Raw genomic sequence first — 16,882 nt, forward strand, 5'->3', positions numbered from 1 at the left:
TAATCTATATTGTACTACACAAAAATTCATTATAAAAGAAAACGTTAGTATCCGTCTACTTAATTACTGGAATCAGACGATTTGACTACTATTCCGATATACTTTATGTATACTATCATAGAGCTTTATCTTTAGCATTTCCATTTTCACCGACTTTTTTCGAACTGTAAAGGATTTTTTCTTGAAAGGTTATGTGAAATAGGTTGCAACGATTTGTTGTCTATGTTAAATTATTATAGTATGTGAAATAAAGAACTGAAAAACAATCTTTCAGATTCATCTGTAAGGAGGGAATATACATGCCTAAACAATGTGTAGTAACTGGTCGTAAAACTCGTTCAGGCAACAACCGTTCACACGCTATGAACGCTAACAAACGTACTTGGGGTGCAAACTTACAAAAAGTTCGTATTTTAGTGAACGGTAAACCAAAACGTGTATGGGTATCTGCTCGTGCTCTAAAATCTGGTAAAGTTGAACGCGTATAATCAACTTCCATCATTGAAAACATCGATTTTTACAGCATATGTAAAAGTCGGTGTTTTTTTATGTACTACAATTTAAAACTATATTAAAAAAGAACTGCCCTATCAATTTTAGAGGACAGTTCTTTTTTGGTGAAAGTTTTCCCGAAAGCATTTGTTTTAATTTATAGGCGTTTTGAAAAATCAAATCAATAATGAAATAGAAATTATTCCTTTTTCTTCTTCTTCCCGCCGCCTGTAAATAAATTAATGCAACTACGTGTAAGGCTACTAACAATTTTTGGCAATTGAAATGTATAAACTCTCAAACGCTGGCCTCCTTTTTAATCACTGCTTCTTATCATTAAACATATGCCTGATGAAAAAGAGATATACCCAAGCTCAGAAATCAATTCATTACTAGTAAAGCGAGATGTGCCAATTTCAATTGTTTCATTTGTAGTCTCGTATTTTACACCACGTAATGTCACATTTTCTACTTCATTTTCATAAGCAAAAAATGAAATATATCGATACTTTTCATCTCGTAATATAGTATGTTTGCCAGGCAATAGTATGCAAATTTCGTTATGAGAGTTTATAATTTTTATTTTTGTTTTACGATTTAACATTTGAAAGCGATACATTGAACGGATGGCTGCCTCAAAATGATCTAATCGTCCACCGGTTACACCCGTTAAATAGATTTCTGACGGATTATATTCCAATGCCTTTAACAAAGCTAAATCCGTGTCCGTTTCGTCCTTTTCGGCTTGTACTTTTTCAACGTTTTTAACGAGATTGGACACTTTTATCCATTCCTCTTCCGATAAGGAATCAAAATCACCGACAATTTCCGTTGGCATTATTCCTTCTTCAATCAAATAGAGAGAGCCCCTGTCGGCACCGATAAAGATAACATCCTGTTTTTGAAAAGGTTCAAATGAACATAATTCCCTTTTCGGTCCACTGGAACAAATTACAACGGTTGTCATACTATCGAACAACAGCCTCACCGGCTACTTTAATATCTTGTAAAGCTTTCGTGCGATTTTCTTTGTTAAAAATTGCAGAACCTGCCACAATCATCGTAGCTCCTGCTTTAGCGCATGGTACAACCGTTTCTGAAGTAATTCCACCATCAACTTCAATTTCAATATTTAAACCGCGTTCTTTAATCATTTTTGATAATGCCTCGATTTTCGGAACGACCGAAGAAATAAATTTTTGACCGCCAAAACCAGGATTTACTGTCATAAATAGTACGAAATCAATATCCTCCAAAATATGTTGTATCGATTCAATTGGTGTATGGGGATTTAATACAACGCCAGGTTTTACATTAAAGGAACGAATTAATTGAATCGTTCGATGTAAATGTCTACATGCTTCCACATGTACAGAAATATAATCAGCACCCGCTTTTGCAAACTGTTCGATATAACTATCTGGATTTTCAATCATTAAATGAACGTCAAGAGGTAATTTGGTAATTGGACGTAAAGCTTCCACTACTATTGGGCCCATTGTGATATTCGGAACAAAATGTCCATCCATCACATCAATATGAATCAGTTCAGCTCCTGCTTGTTCTACATCTTTTACTTCTTGTCCTAATTTTGCAAAATCGGCTGCAAGAATGGATGGTGCAATTTTAATCATCATTAGTACCTCGGCTTTCGATCAAGTATTTCTTGTAAAAATTGTTGATAATGTTCATAACGATAGGTAGGAATTTGATCCTTTTCTAATGCTGTCTTTACAGCACATTTCGGCTCTTTTATATGTAAGCAGCCTCTAAATTTACATCCTTCACTTAGACGTTCGAATTCAGGGAAACAGGAAGTTAATTCTTCTTTTTCTATTGTATCGAAATCAAAAGAACTAAAGCCAGGTGTATCTGCTAGCAAACCACCGCACACTTCAATTAACTCTACATGACGGGTTGTATGTTTTCCCCTTCCAAGGCTATGGGAAATATCACTTGTCTGTAATTCCAAATGTGGTAGTAACGTATTCAACAAAGTGGATTTACCTACTCCAGATTGACCTGCTAATACAGAGGTTTTTCCTTCTAAAACTGGCTGCAAACGTTCCAGTAATGTTTTGTCATTTTTATATGTTTCGATTATTTCATATCCAATAAGTTTATAATCATCGATATAGCGTGTTAACTTTACCCGTTCTTCTTCTTTCAATAAATCCATTTTTGTTAAACAAATAATCGGTTTTACATGGAAGGATTCGAGTACAACTAAAAAACGATCCAACAAAATTGTATTAAAATCTGGTTCTTTTACTGAAAATACTAAAATCGCTTGATCAATGTTCGCAATAGGCGGCCTTACTAATTCGTTCATTCTCGGATGGATTTTCATAATGTAGCCATCCGAATCCCCTTCTTGCGTGTAATCAACAAAGTCGCCGACAAGCGGTGATTCCCCTCTGTTTCGGAATACACCGCGCCCTCGACATTGAATTAACTCTCCATTTTGGTAAACATAATAATAACCACTTAATGCTTTACGGATTTGGCCTTCAGCCATTTTTTCACTCCTTACTCTGCTCTATCATAGGGAATTGAATCTTCTGCAATATTTTTGGAATCACGTTCAATACGATACGCAGCTGTTTCTCCCTCAGCAATTTCTAGTTGAATTCGATAATTCGTATCTTCCGTTATCGTAAATTCTTCCACCGGCTCTACCATCGAATGGGTTTTGTCTTGAATGAAAATTCGAACAGATTGTATTTCACCTAATTGAAACGGTTCGTAAGGAATTACAATATCTTTATAATACATTTTTACTTGTTTTTCAGCAGGACCTTTGGAAATAACCACTTCAATTGTTCCGCCTACTTCTAAACTTGAATTTGCCTTTGGATCTTGGGAAATAACCTCACCGGCAGGAACCGTATCAGAGTTTTCTTCACCTTCTATTTCGACATTAAAGCCTGAGCTATTTTCATACTCCTTTAATTCCGCTTCATCATACCCACTTAAATCTGAAACCTTTATGACATTTTTACCTTGACTAACTTTTAAGATAATTGTTGTTTCACTAGGTACAACTTCTTCTCCGGCAGACGGTTGTTGTTCAACGATCGTACCCTCTGGCTCATCGGAATAGACTTCTTCAATATCAACATCTTGATAATCGCTATTCTCCAAAATTGAAGAAACTTGGTTAATTTGTTTCCCTACATAATCATCTACTTCAATTTTTTCAGTTCCTAAACTAACAATTAAATCGATTTCTGTACCTTCTAGACGGCTTAACCCTGCTTTTGGATTCGTTTTAATAACAAATCCCTCTTCTATTTCGTCGGAATGGGCCTCTCTTTGTTCACCAATGACGAAGCCTTCATTTTCAAGCATTTCAATTGCTTCTTCAACTTCCATATTTGTTACATCCGGAATATCTATTTTCTTCGGACTTAATAAATTAAAGGCTAAAACGGAACCAAGAATAATAATGGCTATAATCGCAACAATTATCGCTACCATTTTTCGCCGATTCTTTTTCTTATTCTTCTTCTTATCTTTTACGGGCTTCTCCTTTTGGCCTTTTTCTGGCTTTACCCGCTCTACTTTTTCCGTTTTTTGAGCGTTCACCTTTGTATTCGCAATATCGCTAATTGGTAATGAATCTTTAATGATTGGAATTGCTTTTGTTTCATCATCATCAACTGGTGGTTGAAATTTCTTTTCCCCCAAACGATCTGGTGATAATACCGTTTGTAAGTCCTCCTCCATCTCTTCTACAGAAGTATAACGGTGTAAAGGATTTTTCGCTGTTGCTTTTAAAATAACATTTTCCAAACTTTGAGGAATGGATGCATCTAAAGCTCTAACGGATGGCGTCTCCGTTTGTAAATGTTTTAAAGCAATAGATACTGCCGATTCACCAGAGAACGGTAATTCACCCGTTAATAACTCATACAACACAATTCCCAACGCATAAATATCCGATTGATTCGTCGCTGTTCCACCCCGCGCTTGTTCAGGAGATAAATAATGGACTGTTCCAATAACAGAATTGGTTTTCGTATAACTTGTAGCACTTAAAGAAGTTGCTATTCCGAAATCTGTTACTTTCACATTCCCTTCACTATCCACTAAAATATTTTGCGGTTTAATATCACGATGAATAATTTGATTTTCATGGGCATGGGCAATGGCAGAAGTTAATTGTTTCATAATTTGAACACTGCGAGCTGGTGATAAAGGCGAAAACTCGTTTATGTATTGTTTTAATGTTTTGCCTTTTATATATTCCATGACAATGTAGTGCATATCTTGATCTTCTCCAACATCGTAAATGCTTACGATATTCGGATGAGTCAAACTTGTAGCCGATAATGCTTCTCTTTGAAAACGCCGATGAAACTCCTCTTCATTAGACGCATCATAACGTAAAACTTTGACAGCAACATCACGGTTTAAAATCATATCATGAGCTAAATAAACATTCGACATACCACCGCCGCCGATTAGCTCTAGGATTTTATAACGGTCATTAATTCTTTTTCCCTTCAGCATGGTTACACCTCCTCATCGCTCATTGATAATAAAATGACCGATATGTTATCTTCTCCACCTGAATCGTTTGCTAACTGTACTAGTTTTTTTCCTTTATCTTCAATTGAAAGGGGTAAAGTAAGGATAGCAGCCATTTCATCAGTTGAAATTTTATTACTTAAACCGTCAGAACAAATTAATAAATAGGACGGTTGATATAGGCTTAGTTCGTAAAAATCAGGTTCAATTGTCGATTCAGTTCCAAGGGATTTTACGATAAAGTTTTTTTGCGGATGGTTTTCTGCTTCTTCTTCACTAATCTCGCCATTTTCAACTAGTAGATTAACGTAAGAATGATCTCTTGTAACGAGTGATACATTGTCTGAAGTAAAATAATACACTCTACTGTCCCCGATATGGCCTACTAAACATTGATTACCATCAATGAGAACAGCGATTAAAGTTGTCCCCATTCCTTGGCAACCTTCGTTCACTAAAGAGTGATGATAGATTTTTCCATTGATCGCTTTAATCACATCTAACATCCATTGTTTCTTTGCTTCGGTCGTGTTTAATTGCGTCACATTTAAATTAAGAAAATGGGTTTTCATTTCCTCAATGGCCATTTCACTGGCAACATCCCCAGCATTATGTCCACCCATACCATCAGCTAATATCGCAAGTTTAAAGGAATCGGGAAGCTCTAAAAAAGCAACCCGATCTTCATTTACCATTCGTTTTCGTCCAATATCACTCTCGACTGTATACTTCACAGTAGTCACCCACCTACTTTATTTCATCTTGGCGTTCTTGCGCACGTAACTGACCGCATGCAGCTGCAATATCAGCACCTTGTTCACGACGAATCGTTACGTTAATTCCACGTTTCTTCAAAGTTTTTTCAAAGGCAAATATACTGCTACGTGAAGTTCTTACATAATCACGTTCTGGTACATAGTTAATTGGAATTAAATTAACATGACATTTAATCCCTTTAATTAAATCCGCTAATTCTTCCGCTACTTCAACAGAGTCATTTTCACCTGACATTAAACCATACTCAAAACTTACTCGGCGACCAGTTTTCTTCGTATAATAACGAACCGCCTCTAAAAGTTCATCAAGTTTATAGGCACGAGCAATTGGCATTAATTTTTGTCGTGCTTCTTGGTTTGGTGCGTGTAAAGAAACTGCGAAATTAATTTGTAGTTCTTCATCTGCAAATTTGTAAATTTTCGGTACAATTCCTGATGTCGAAACGGTAATATGTCGAGCGCCGATATTTAAACCTTTATCATTATTAATGACTTTTAAGAAGTTCATCATCGCATCATAGTTATCAAACGGTTCTCCAATTCCCATGATGACGATATGGGACACCCGTTCCCCTGCTTCATCTAATTCTTTTTGTACTTTTACAACTTGCTCCACAATTTCACCTGCTAGCAAGTGACGCTTTAAACCGCCAAGTGTTGATGCACAAAATGTACAACCGATACGACAGCCAACTTGTGTTGTTACACAAACAGAATTTCCATAATCATGGCGCATTAATACAGTTTCAATGGAATAGCCATCTTGAAGTTGGAATAAAAACTTAATCGTACCGTCTTTTGATTCTTGTTTAATGATAGTTGATAGTGTAGTTAAGGCAAAGTTTTCTTTTAATTTTTCGCGAAGAGATTTTGAAAGGTTCGACATTTCGTCGAACGTTTTTACTCGTTTATCATATAACCATTCGTAAATTTGACCTGCTCGGAAAGGTTTTTCCCCGTTTTCTTTTAACCAATCTTGCAATTCGTCTATTCTTAAAGAATAAATGGATTCTTTTAGTTGGGGTTTTTCTTTTTTCACACGGCGGACAGGCTTTTGTTCAGCCTCTTGTACAAGGTCTTGAATACGTTCATTAAATTTATTTTGATCCATTAGTGTATAGGATTCTCCTTTTTTATTTCTAAACTAATCTTGCTTTTTTCTAAAAGTTGCTACAAAGAAACCATCGCTTCCGAAATCTTGCGGGAATACTTGTAGCATTCCACTTTGACTGCGATTTAAAAGTTCCTTCGGTAAATTATCCATTTGAACGGATTCCATTTCTGGATGGGCAGCTAAAAATGCAGAAACAGTATCTTCATTTTCTTCCTTATTAACGGTACAGGTACTATAAACTAGACGTCCGCCCTTTTTAAGGACTTTTACAGCATTGTTTAATAGTTCAAGCTGAATCGTATGAAGACGAGATAAATCTTCTTCTCGCTTTGTATATTTAATATCCGGTTTTCGTCTCATGACACCTAATCCTGAGCAAGGGGCATCAACTAGAACTGCATCAAAAGATTCAGCTTGCAATAATTCCGCAGCCTTTCGTCCATCCACCGGTGCTGTTTGGATTATATCTAGTCCTAAGCGGGCACTCGTTTCATCGATTAAATCTAATTTATGGGGATGTAAATCCGTTGCTAAAATGGAACCGTCATTGGCCATAATTTCAGCCATATGAGTTGTTTTCCCACCCGGAGCTGCACACATATCAAGAACACGCCAACCCCGTTTTGGGTTTAGCACTTTTGCCGGCATCATGGAGCTTTCATCTTGAATTGTAATGTAGCCTTCTTTAAATGCCTTTGTTCGAGATGGTTGACCAGTTAAGAAATGGATACATTCAGGCATCACATTACTTTGTTTTGCAGAGATACCTTCTTGCTCCAACAACGAAAGTACTTCTTGAACGGTAGTTTTGGTTGTGTTTACTCGGACTGTTGGAATAGGTGGAACATTATTTTCTTGCAACATTTCCATTGTAAGTTCAAGTCCATAGGAATCAATAAAACGTTCGACTAACCATTTTGGATGGCTCGTTTCGATAGCTAATCGATAAATTGGATCCTTAATTTCCTCTGTTGAACGAACTCCTTGGCGTAAAATTGAGCGAAGGATGCCATTTACTAAAGATGCGACTCCTTTATGACCTCTACGTTTTGCAATTTCCACAGATTCATTGACTACCGCATGATCCGGTACTCGGTCTAAGTAAACAATCTGATATAAGGAAAGGCGAAGAAGCCAATTTACCCAAAGGTCAATTTTCCCACGGATAAAAGGCTCTAAATAATAATCTAATGTATATTTATGCTGTAAAGTACCGTAAGTCAATTCCGTTAGAAGCGCACGATCTTTTGCTTCAATTTGATATTTATTAATTGTTTGATTAAGTAATAAATTACTGTATGCTTGATCTTTATCAACCGCTAATAGGATGGCTAATGCGGCATCTCGAACATTACCGTTCCAAATTGGCACTTTCTTTTTTGTCATTCAAATTGGTCCCCTATCACAAGTTTTGACCCAGTCCCGCGCAAATAATCTTGCGCTGTCATACGTTTTTTTCCCGCTGGTTGTAGCTCTAAAACGATTACTGTTTTCCCATCTCCACAAGCGACCTCAAAACTATCTTTGTTTATTTTCACAACTTTACCCGGTGTGTCTTTTGTTAAAGTATCTCCTTCTTGAACGGACCAAATTTTCACATTTTCCCCTTGGAAAGTTGTATAGGCAGTTGGCCAAGGTGTTAATCCACGAACTTGGTTAAAGACCGTTCTTGCACTATTGGACCATTGAATTTTTTCTTGCTCCCTTGAAATATTATGGGCAAAAGTTACTTTTTCTTCATCTTGTGGAATTCTCTCGTTTTTCCCTTCAATAATAAGAGGTAACGTAACTTTTAAAAGATCCCTTCCAACAATGCTTAATTTATCAAACATTATACCTGTGTTATCAGCATCTTCAATTGCAATTTCTGCTTGAGAAATAATATCGCCCGCATCTAATTTCTCCGCCATATACATGATTGTAACACCCGTTTTTTCTTCCCCATCTATTATCGCTTGATGAATTGGTGCTCCACCACGATATTTCGGCAGTAGTGAAGCGTGGACATTAATACAACCAAAACGGGGCGCATCAAGTAATGCCTTTGGCAAAATTTGGCCAAAAGCAGCAGTGATAACAATATCAGGATTTAACGATAATATTTGTTCCAATTCTTGAGAGCCACGTAATTTTTCCGGTTGGATCACAGGTAAACCTAAGCGTAGTGCTTCTTCTTTTACAGGAGGAGGTGTTAATACCTTTTTTCGTCCAACCGGGCGATCAGGTTGGGTGACGACGGCTAAAACGTCATATCCTTCCTCGTGAATCATTCGCAATATAGGTACTGAAAAAGAAGGTGTCCCCATAAATACAACTGAAGTCATCGTTACTCCTCCTCACCGTACATTTCAGCTAATTCTTCCTCTGTTACAACACGGATTAGCTTTGAATCGAATAAAACACCATCTAAATGGTCAATTTCATGTAAGATAGCACGGGCATCAAAACCACCAGCTTCCAATTCGTATACTCTTCCTTCACGATCACAAGCTTCAATTTTCACATAAGTAGGTCTTTCAACTTCACCATAAAGGTTTGGGAAACTTAAACACCCTTCTATATCAACTTCTGAACCAGAAGTTTCTAAAATCGTTGGATTAATCATTTCTAAAATATCCCGTTCTTCGCCTAATTCGACTATTGCAACACGTAATGGGACATTAATTTGAGGTGCCGCTATTCCAACACCATCATATTCCACCATTGTGTCGTATAAATCATCAAGAAGTGTAATAATTTCTTCGTTAATTACTGTTACTTCTTTACACTTTTCTGTTAGTACCTTTGCAGGATGTTTTACAACTTCTTTAATTGCCATTCTTTTACCTCTTTCTACACTTCTTTCAGCAGCAAAACATTTCTGCCTAAAATGATGTTTTAAATCATCGTTGGATCTAAATCAACGGTGAGAATAATCCCCTTTTTAATCCAATCCGAACGGTATAACTTTATAAGTTGTAATAATGTTGGGATCAGATTCGGTTCTATTTTGTATTTTATCAAACATTGATAGCGATATCTATTTTGGAGACGACTGATCCCAGCGGTAGTCGGTCCAATAATGGAAATTTGAAAGGACAGTTTTGAACGTAACCAATCAGCAGCTTTTCCTGCATATTCTGCCGCCATCATGACATCCTCATGTGATACTTGAATTAAAGCTAAATAATAGTATGGTGGATATCCAGCTTGATGGCGCATATGCATTTCTCGTTCATAAAACGGTTCATACTCCTGGGTTTTCGCTAACTCTATGGCATAATGTTCAGGTGTATAAGTTTGAATGACTACTTCTCCCGGTTTACGGTGGCGACCAGCTCGTCCACTTACTTGCGTTAATAGTTGGAATGTCTTTTCCGCAGCTCGGAAATCTGGTAAATGAAGGGATGTATCAGCACTTAGTACACCAACTAAAGTGATATTTGGGAAATCTAGTCCTTTTGCAATCATTTGTGTTCCTAATAAAATATCTGCCTCTCCATCACCAAAGGCTTGTAATAACTGTTCATGGGACCCCTTTGTTTTTGTTGTATCCACATCCATTCGTAACACTCGAGCTTCAGGGAAAAATTTTGCAATTTCTTCTTCCACCTTTTGTGTTCCTGTTCCAAAAAATCGGATATGATCACTTTGACATTGGGGACAAGTTTTTGGGACATGTATTTCATAACCACAATAATGACATTTGCATTTTTCATTACTGCGATGATAAGTTAGTGAAATGTCACAGTTTTCACATTGAAGGACCGTCCCACAATCTCTACAAAGCACAAATGCAGAGTATCCTCTTCGGTTTAGAAATAAAACGATTTGTTCTTTTTTCTCTAATCGTACACGAATGGATTCTAATAATTGTTGGGAAAACATCGAACGATTTCCCTTTTTTAATTCTTCCCGCATATCCACTACTTGAACAGTTGGTAACGACTGTTTTAAAGCCCGTTCCTTTAACGTTAATAACGTATAAACATTTTTCTTTGAACGGGCAAAGGATTCTAAAGATGGCGTGGCACTACCTAATATGACCGGACATGTATGATACTTACTGCGCCAAATGGCGACATCCCTTGCATGGTACCTTGGTGAATCTTCTTGTTTGTAACTAGACTCATGCTCTTCATCTAAAATAATAATGCCTACATTTTCAAAAGGAACAAATATAGCAGAACGAGCCCCAACGACAACTTTCACTTTCCCTTGGTGTACCTTTCTCCACTCGTCATATTTTTCTCCAACGGATAATCCACTGTGCATAACTGCAACTAATTCCCCGAAACGAGAGCGAAATCGCTCAGTCATTTGAGGTGTTAAAGAAATTTCCGGAACAAGTACAATCGCTTCTTTTCCTTCTTCTAAACATTTAGCAATAGCCTGTAAATATACTTCCGTTTTCCCACTGCCAGTAATGCCATGCAATAAAAAGGTTTCAGATTGTTTACGGTTCATTGCATCAGTTATTTTATGAAGCGCAGTAGACTGTTCCTCCGTTAAATTTAAAAAGTCCGTTTTTTTCACTTCTTTTGTAAAAGGATCACGATAAACTTCCTGTTGAATAAAAGAAGCAGCACCTAATTCAATAACTGCTTGTAATACTTGGGAAGATGTATTTAATTCTTGATAAATAATATCGGGATCCACTATCTCTCCTACATGGTTCGCCATCCATTCTACAAGGAGTTTTTGTTTTTTAGCCCGGTTCGAAATGTTGTTAACAATTTCGTTTAATTTTTCTCGTTCTGGACAGATTTGAACTTTTCTTACTTCTTTTACTTTTCCTTTTTGGCCGACAACGTTTTCCAAAGTGACCATCTTCGCATTTAATGCCCTCTTGATATCAGGAAGTAAATTATTTTTTTCAAATTGTTTTAAATTTACTCGTTCTGATTTCTGAAACCATTCTTTTAATGAATCCGGTAGATTTTCAATATTCGTTTGTAATGTAACGAATTTTTCATATTTTGCTCGTAAAGCAGAAGGTAACATGACTTGTAAAGCATCAATTTCGTAACAAATCGTTTCATGCTTTAACCATTTTGCCAATTGTAACATTTCTCTAGTTAAAACAGGTTCAATATCAAGAATTTGAGTTACGGGCTTGATTTTTTCTAAAGGGACTTCAGTATCGTTTTTTAACGCTACGACAAATCCAAGTACATTCCGTGGTCCAAATGGTACTTTTACGCGACAACCACATTCAATAATATTTGTCATTTCTGTAGGTACTAAATAATCGAAGGGGCGATCGACTGGATAAGCTGCGACGTCAACGATTACCTCTGCAACAGTTATCATCCCTCTTTCGATTCCCCTTTAAAAAAGTCGACCACAATTTGTGTAATTTTTTCCGGTTCTTCTAAACGACCCTTTCCAACATAACCACATGCTAGAAAACCTTCTGACGGTTCGATAAATGAACAACCGTCTTCTGCTAATTGAGCAATATTTCGTTTTACAGCAGGATGATCATACATATGTACATTCATGGCAGGAGCAAGCCAAACTGGACAAGTCGCTGCAAGCAAAGTCGTTGTGACCATATCGTCAGCAATGCCATTTGCCAGTTTTCCGATGACATTAGCTGTTGCAGGTGCAACTAAAATTAAATCAGCCCAATCTGCTAAATCAATATGAGCAATAACTTTCGAATCTTTTTCATCAAATGTATCGTAATAAACGTCGTTTTTAGACATTACTTGAAAACTTAATGGATTGACAAATTTACGAGCTGATTCTGTCATGATGACTTTTACATTAAAATTCGCCTGTGTTAGTTTACTTACAAGGGCTACTGCTTTATAAACTGCAATACCACCTGATACACATAGTAAAATATTTTTTTGCATGACTCACTCATCCTTTCAAATGATAAGCTCCCAAAGAATAATTCTCCGGGAGCTAATTGATCGTCATATCTTCAACTAATTATAACCAAAAAACCATTTAGAACTTCAATGAAAACGACTTAAAGAAACAGATGCTTCTTTTCGTAAGCTTTCTGTTAAATTTCGTCCTCGTAAACTGTGGAAGCATCTTGCTTCTCTTTCTTTAAAAGACCAGCTGCAACTTCTTCTAATGCTTTCCCTACTGGTTTATAGGAAACGTATGATGCCAATTGCTCATCACCTTGTTCTTGCATTTGACGAGCTCGTTTGGATGCAAGACTAACTAAAGAATATTTTGAATCGATTTTACTTTTTAAAGCATCAACAGATGGATACAACATAAATTATTCTCCTCTCAACATAGACAAATATCTTTTTTCAACACGGTCACGACGACAATGTTCCGCAACAATGATTGCATTTATTTTATCACATGCATTCTGAATTTCATCATTTTCTACAACGTAATCATATAAACTCATCATTTCAAGCTCTTCCCGTGCAGTTTCAATTCTTTTTTTAATAATTTCCTCTGTTTCAGTCCCGCGTCCAATTAAACGATTCTGCAACTCGGTAATACTTGGGGGTGCTAAAAATATAAATAGCGCTTCAGGAGCTTTTTCACGTATTTGAGCTGCCCCTTGAACTTCTATTTCTAAAAATACATCCCGACCTGCATCCAATGTTTCATTTACATAAGCAAGCGGAGTCCCATAGTAGTTACCGACAAACTCAGCGTGCTCTAATAAACCGCCTTCTTCAATAAGTGTTTCAAACTCTTCTCTAGTTTTAAAAAAGTAATCCACACCATCAACTTCTCCTTCACGTGGAGAACGAGTTGTCATAGATATCGAATATTCATAATTTGTGCCGGCCTTTGAAAAAAGTTCTTTACGTACTGTCCCTTTACCGACACCAGATGGGCCCGATAGAACAATTAATAAGCCTCGTTCTTTTCTCATTGTTCTCAACTTCTCCCTTGCTAAACTACTATTACATTTATTTTATGATTGTTCCTTTATTTAGAAACAAATAGAAATGACGAGAGCAATCGAATTTTCTGATGGCAACTCCCACTCCATTCACAAACTTCAATAAGTCAAAAACGCTATCTTATAGAAATTCCATATAACAGCATAAACTAATTATTCAATATTTTGTACTTGTTCTCGCATTTTTTCTAAAATTGTTTTCGCTTGAACAACTTCAATTGAAATATCAGCATTTTGATTTTTCGAGCCGATTGTATTGATTTCACGATGCATTTCTTGCATTAAAAAATCTAATTTACGACCAATGGAATTTGGTTCTTCAAGAGTTCCTTCTAATTGTTTAAAATGACTCTCGAGGCGATCTAGCTCCTCAGCAATATCTACTTTTTCTGCGAAAATAGCGACTTCAGCAAGTAAGCGTTCTTCTATACTTTCTAATTGAACAACTTCCAATATCCGTTCGTTTAATTTCGCTCGATATTTATTGACCGAGTCCCCGGATAATTCACGAATATGCTGAATATGTTCTTTTAATTGAGTATTATAGCACAATAAAGCATTTTTTAACTGATAACCTTCTTGTTCACGCATTTCCACTAATTTTTCAGTAGCTTCTTTCACTGCACTTTCAATAGCCTCTTTAATTTCTTCCGGCGTCAATTCCTGCTTTTCATACGTTAGTGCGTTATCTAGTGAAAGCAGCTCTTGCATAGACCATTTTTCATCAAAGGGGACAACTGAACTCAGCTGCTCCTTTGCCTTTTTATACGCTTCGATTAATGGCCAATTAATTTGAATAGATAATGCATCGTTACCAAGGGATTTTAAATTTACAACAACATCTAATTTTCCCCGCTGAACATATTGAGAGATTAGTTTTTTAGCAGCTAATTCCGCTTCTAGCCAATCTTTAGGGAATTTTGTATAAACTTCTAAAAAACGATGATTTACTGAACGAACTTCAACAGTTAGTTGATAGTTATTCGTAGTTGTGACACCTCTGCCAAAACCAGTCATACTACGCACCAAGGTTCGTCACACCTTTCTTTGCATACTATTTTTAGTATAACACATTCTGAATCTTTATTTAATGTCAGACGTATGCAAAAAGTAAATGTTGGATGCAACGATAAAGAACTATAGTATAATGTGTTATATATTTTTGTCTTTGTACTTCATTTTATAATGAAACAACGAAATAAATGAAGTCCACCTATAATATGGTATAAATTTGTATGGATCTCAAGCCGTACAAGAAATAATGAAGATTACGTGAATGAAGAAAAGAGGAAATAACATGGCTTTTGATGGCTTATTTACAATGGCAATGGCAAACGAGTTAAAACAATTAGAAACTGGACGTATTACGAAGATTCATCAACCGAATGCCCTTGAAATTGTATTACATATTCGTTCTAAAGGGGAAAATTATAAACTTTTATGTTCCATTCACCCATCATATGCCCGGGTTCATTTAACAGAACATTCGATAGATAATCCTGCTGAACCGCCAATGTTTTGTATGCTTTTACGAAAACATATTGAAGGTGGAATTATTCATGCAATTACTACTGACTCCTTTGAACGGATTTTAACTTTTAATATTGAAAGTAAAAATGAAATCGGTGACCAAGTATTTCGTAAGTTAACGATGGAAATAATGGGTAGGCACAGCAATATTATGTTAATCGATGACGGAAACGGTAAAATAATAGATAGTTTAAAACATCTACCGCCATCTGTTAATAGTTATCGAACTGTATTACCTGGTCAACCATATATCGCTCCTCCTGAACAAAATAAAATCAATCCAGCTACAATGTCAGATGACGAAATTAAACAATTTTTCATTGAAGAGAAAACGGCAAAAGAAGTTGTCGAACATTTAAAAGGATTTTCACCTATTCATGCAAATGAACTTTTATATCGTTTAAACGCAGGAGAAATCGTACCTACTTTTAAATCTTTTATAGAAGAGATTGTTACTAGTACAAATCCAACATATATAGAAGTTGATCGAAAAACTTATTTTTCACCAACAACAATAACCCACTTGAATGGTCAAGAAACCCATTATGGATCGTTAAGCGTTTTATTAGATCGTGTATTTTATGCCCGTGCTGAACGTGATCGTGTAAAGCAACAGGCAGGCGATTTAGAACGATGGCTCCAAAATGAACGAAATAAATTAACGTTAAAATTAAAAAAACTTCAAAAAGATTTAGATAATGCATCAAAATTAGATAAATTCCAACTTTATGGCGAGTTGTTAATGGCCCATTTATATCAATTTGAAAAGGGCATGAAAGAAGTGACCGTAACAAACTACTATAGTGAGAACGATGAGCAAATTACAATACCATTAAGTGTAAGAAAAACACCTGTAGAAAATGCTCAAAGCTATTACACAAAATATAATAAAGCGAAAAACGCTTTAGTAATGGTGAAGGAACAAATTGAAAAAACAGAAGATGAAATACAATACTTTGAAATGTTGATGGCACAAGTGCACCAAGCATCCCCTTCAGATATCGAAGAAATTCGTGAAGAATTAGCCGAACAAGGTTACTTAAGAATGCGGATGAGTAAACGAAAGAAAAAACCGACGAAACCGTCCCCTGAACAATTTACTTCCTCTACTGGAATCCCAATTTCAGTTGGGAAAAATAATAAGCAAAATGATTATTTAACTTTTAAAATGGCAAAAAAAACAGACATTTGGTTGCATACGAAAGACATTCCAGGATCGCATGTCGTCATCCATTCCAATGAACCGGATGAAAAAACTTTATTCGAGGCTGCCACTTTAAGTGCTTATTTCAGTAAAGCTCGGGATTCTTCCTCAGTACCGGTTGACTATACGGAAATTCGGCAAGTGAAAAAACCAAATGGTGCAAAACCAGGATTTGTTATTTATTTTGAACAAAAAACCCTTTATGTAACACCCGATGAAGAACTAGTACTAAATTTAAAAAAATAACTTTCCGCGTAAGGGATTGGATTAAGAATTTAAAATTTCTTTCCAATCTCTTTTTCCTTTTATATATCCCCTCTTTTCAGTCTATCTACTACTTTATTTCGAATGTCGAATTA

Annotated in this window: 16 protein-coding genes and 1 pseudogene; 2 read left to right on the plus strand and 15 right to left on the minus strand. The window is 36.1% G+C overall.

Annotation, left to right across the window (positions count from 1 at the left end; all coding sequences use genetic code 11):
- The first annotated feature begins 299 nt into the window (after positions 1-299).
- Positions 300-488: a 50S ribosomal protein L28 gene (rpmB, locus tag H9636_RS03995; RefSeq protein ID WP_036202868.1), complete on the plus strand. Its 189-nt coding sequence runs from the start codon at positions 300-302 to the stop codon at positions 486-488.
- Between the two features lie 203 nt (positions 489-691).
- Here the strand turns inward: rpmB and H9636_RS04000 are convergent, their stop codons facing one another.
- The 15 genes and pseudogenes from H9636_RS04000 to H9636_RS04070 all read right to left on the minus strand — a co-directional run bounded on the left by H9636_RS04000 (position 692) and on the right by H9636_RS04070 (position 14,818).
- Positions 692-793, minus strand: a complete 102-nt coding sequence (locus tag H9636_RS04000; RefSeq protein ID WP_122970316.1) for a stage V sporulation protein SpoVM — start codon at positions 791-793, stop codon at positions 692-694.
- A 15-nt stretch (positions 794-808) separates the two neighbouring features.
- Positions 809-1,459 carry a thiamine diphosphokinase gene (locus tag H9636_RS04005; RefSeq protein ID WP_191706417.1) on the minus strand — a complete coding sequence of 217 codons (651 nt, stop codon included), beginning with the start codon at positions 1,457-1,459 and terminating at the stop codon, positions 809-811.
- Between the two features lies 1 nt (position 1,460).
- Positions 1,461-2,126: a ribulose-phosphate 3-epimerase gene (gene rpe / locus H9636_RS04010; protein WP_191706342.1), complete on the minus strand. Its 666-nt coding sequence runs from the start codon at positions 2,124-2,126 to the stop codon at positions 1,461-1,463.
- Positions 2,127-2,128: 2 nt separating this feature from the next.
- Positions 2,129-3,010 carry a ribosome small subunit-dependent GTPase A gene (rsgA, locus tag H9636_RS04015; RefSeq protein WP_191706343.1) on the minus strand — a complete coding sequence of 294 codons (882 nt, stop codon included), beginning with the start codon at positions 3,008-3,010 and terminating at the stop codon, positions 2,129-2,131.
- An 11-nt stretch (positions 3,011-3,021) separates the two neighbouring features.
- On the minus strand, positions 3,022-5,007 hold the full coding sequence (pknB, locus tag H9636_RS04020) for a Stk1 family PASTA domain-containing Ser/Thr kinase (protein WP_191706344.1): 1,986 nt from the start codon (positions 5,005-5,007) through the stop codon (positions 3,022-3,024).
- Between the two features lie 2 nt (positions 5,008-5,009).
- Positions 5,010-5,759 carry a Stp1/IreP family PP2C-type Ser/Thr phosphatase gene (locus H9636_RS04025; protein WP_191706345.1) on the minus strand — a complete coding sequence of 250 codons (750 nt, stop codon included), beginning with the start codon at positions 5,757-5,759 and terminating at the stop codon, positions 5,010-5,012.
- A gap of 13 nt (positions 5,760-5,772) precedes the next feature.
- Positions 5,773-6,912, minus strand: a complete 1,140-nt coding sequence (rlmN, locus tag H9636_RS04030; RefSeq protein WP_191706346.1) for a 23S rRNA (adenine(2503)-C(2))-methyltransferase RlmN — start codon at positions 6,910-6,912, stop codon at positions 5,773-5,775.
- A gap of 33 nt (positions 6,913-6,945) precedes the next feature.
- On the minus strand, positions 6,946-8,301 hold the full coding sequence (rsmB, locus tag H9636_RS04035; RefSeq protein WP_191706347.1) for a 16S rRNA (cytosine(967)-C(5))-methyltransferase RsmB: 1,356 nt from the start codon (positions 8,299-8,301) through the stop codon (positions 6,946-6,948).
- Positions 8,298-9,239 carry a methionyl-tRNA formyltransferase gene (fmt, locus tag H9636_RS04040; RefSeq protein WP_191706348.1) on the minus strand — a complete coding sequence of 314 codons (942 nt, stop codon included), beginning with the start codon at positions 9,237-9,239 and terminating at the stop codon, positions 8,298-8,300. The genes rsmB and fmt overlap by 4 nt, the downstream gene beginning before the upstream one ends.
- A gap of 2 nt (positions 9,240-9,241) precedes the next feature.
- A complete protein-coding gene (gene def / locus H9636_RS04045; protein WP_191706349.1) occupies positions 9,242-9,733 on the minus strand; it encodes a peptide deformylase in 492 nt (163 codons plus the stop codon).
- A gap of 59 nt (positions 9,734-9,792) precedes the next feature.
- Positions 9,793-12,207 carry a primosomal protein N' gene (priA, locus tag H9636_RS04050; RefSeq protein WP_191706350.1) on the minus strand — a complete coding sequence of 805 codons (2,415 nt, stop codon included), beginning with the start codon at positions 12,205-12,207 and terminating at the stop codon, positions 9,793-9,795.
- Positions 12,208-12,212: 5 nt separating this feature from the next.
- Positions 12,213-12,758 (minus strand): annotated as a pseudogene (gene coaBC, locus H9636_RS04055) (bifunctional phosphopantothenoylcysteine decarboxylase/phosphopantothenate--cysteine ligase CoaBC); the annotation flags it as partial.
- Between the two features lie 155 nt (positions 12,759-12,913).
- Positions 12,914-13,138, minus strand: a complete 225-nt coding sequence (gene rpoZ / locus H9636_RS04060) for a DNA-directed RNA polymerase subunit omega (RefSeq protein WP_191706352.1) — start codon at positions 13,136-13,138, stop codon at positions 12,914-12,916.
- A gap of 3 nt (positions 13,139-13,141) precedes the next feature.
- The gene (gmk, locus tag H9636_RS04065) at positions 13,142-13,759 is read right to left on the minus strand and encodes a guanylate kinase (protein WP_191706353.1); all 618 of its coding nucleotides are present in this window, start codon (positions 13,757-13,759) and stop codon (positions 13,142-13,144) included.
- Between the two features lie 183 nt (positions 13,760-13,942).
- On the minus strand, positions 13,943-14,818 hold the full coding sequence (locus H9636_RS04070) for a YicC/YloC family endoribonuclease (protein ID WP_191706354.1): 876 nt from the start codon (positions 14,816-14,818) through the stop codon (positions 13,943-13,945).
- A gap of 268 nt (positions 14,819-15,086) precedes the next feature.
- Here H9636_RS04070 and H9636_RS04075 point away from each other — a divergent pair, with 268 nt between their 5' ends.
- Positions 15,087-16,769, plus strand: a complete 1,683-nt coding sequence (locus H9636_RS04075) for an Rqc2 family fibronectin-binding protein (protein ID WP_191706355.1) — start codon at positions 15,087-15,089, stop codon at positions 16,767-16,769.
- The last annotated feature ends 113 nt before the right edge of the window (positions 16,770-16,882 follow it).

The organism is Ureibacillus galli, assembly GCF_014836845.1.
Taxonomy (GTDB): Bacteria; Bacillota; Bacilli; order Bacillales_A; family Planococcaceae; genus Ureibacillus; species Ureibacillus galli.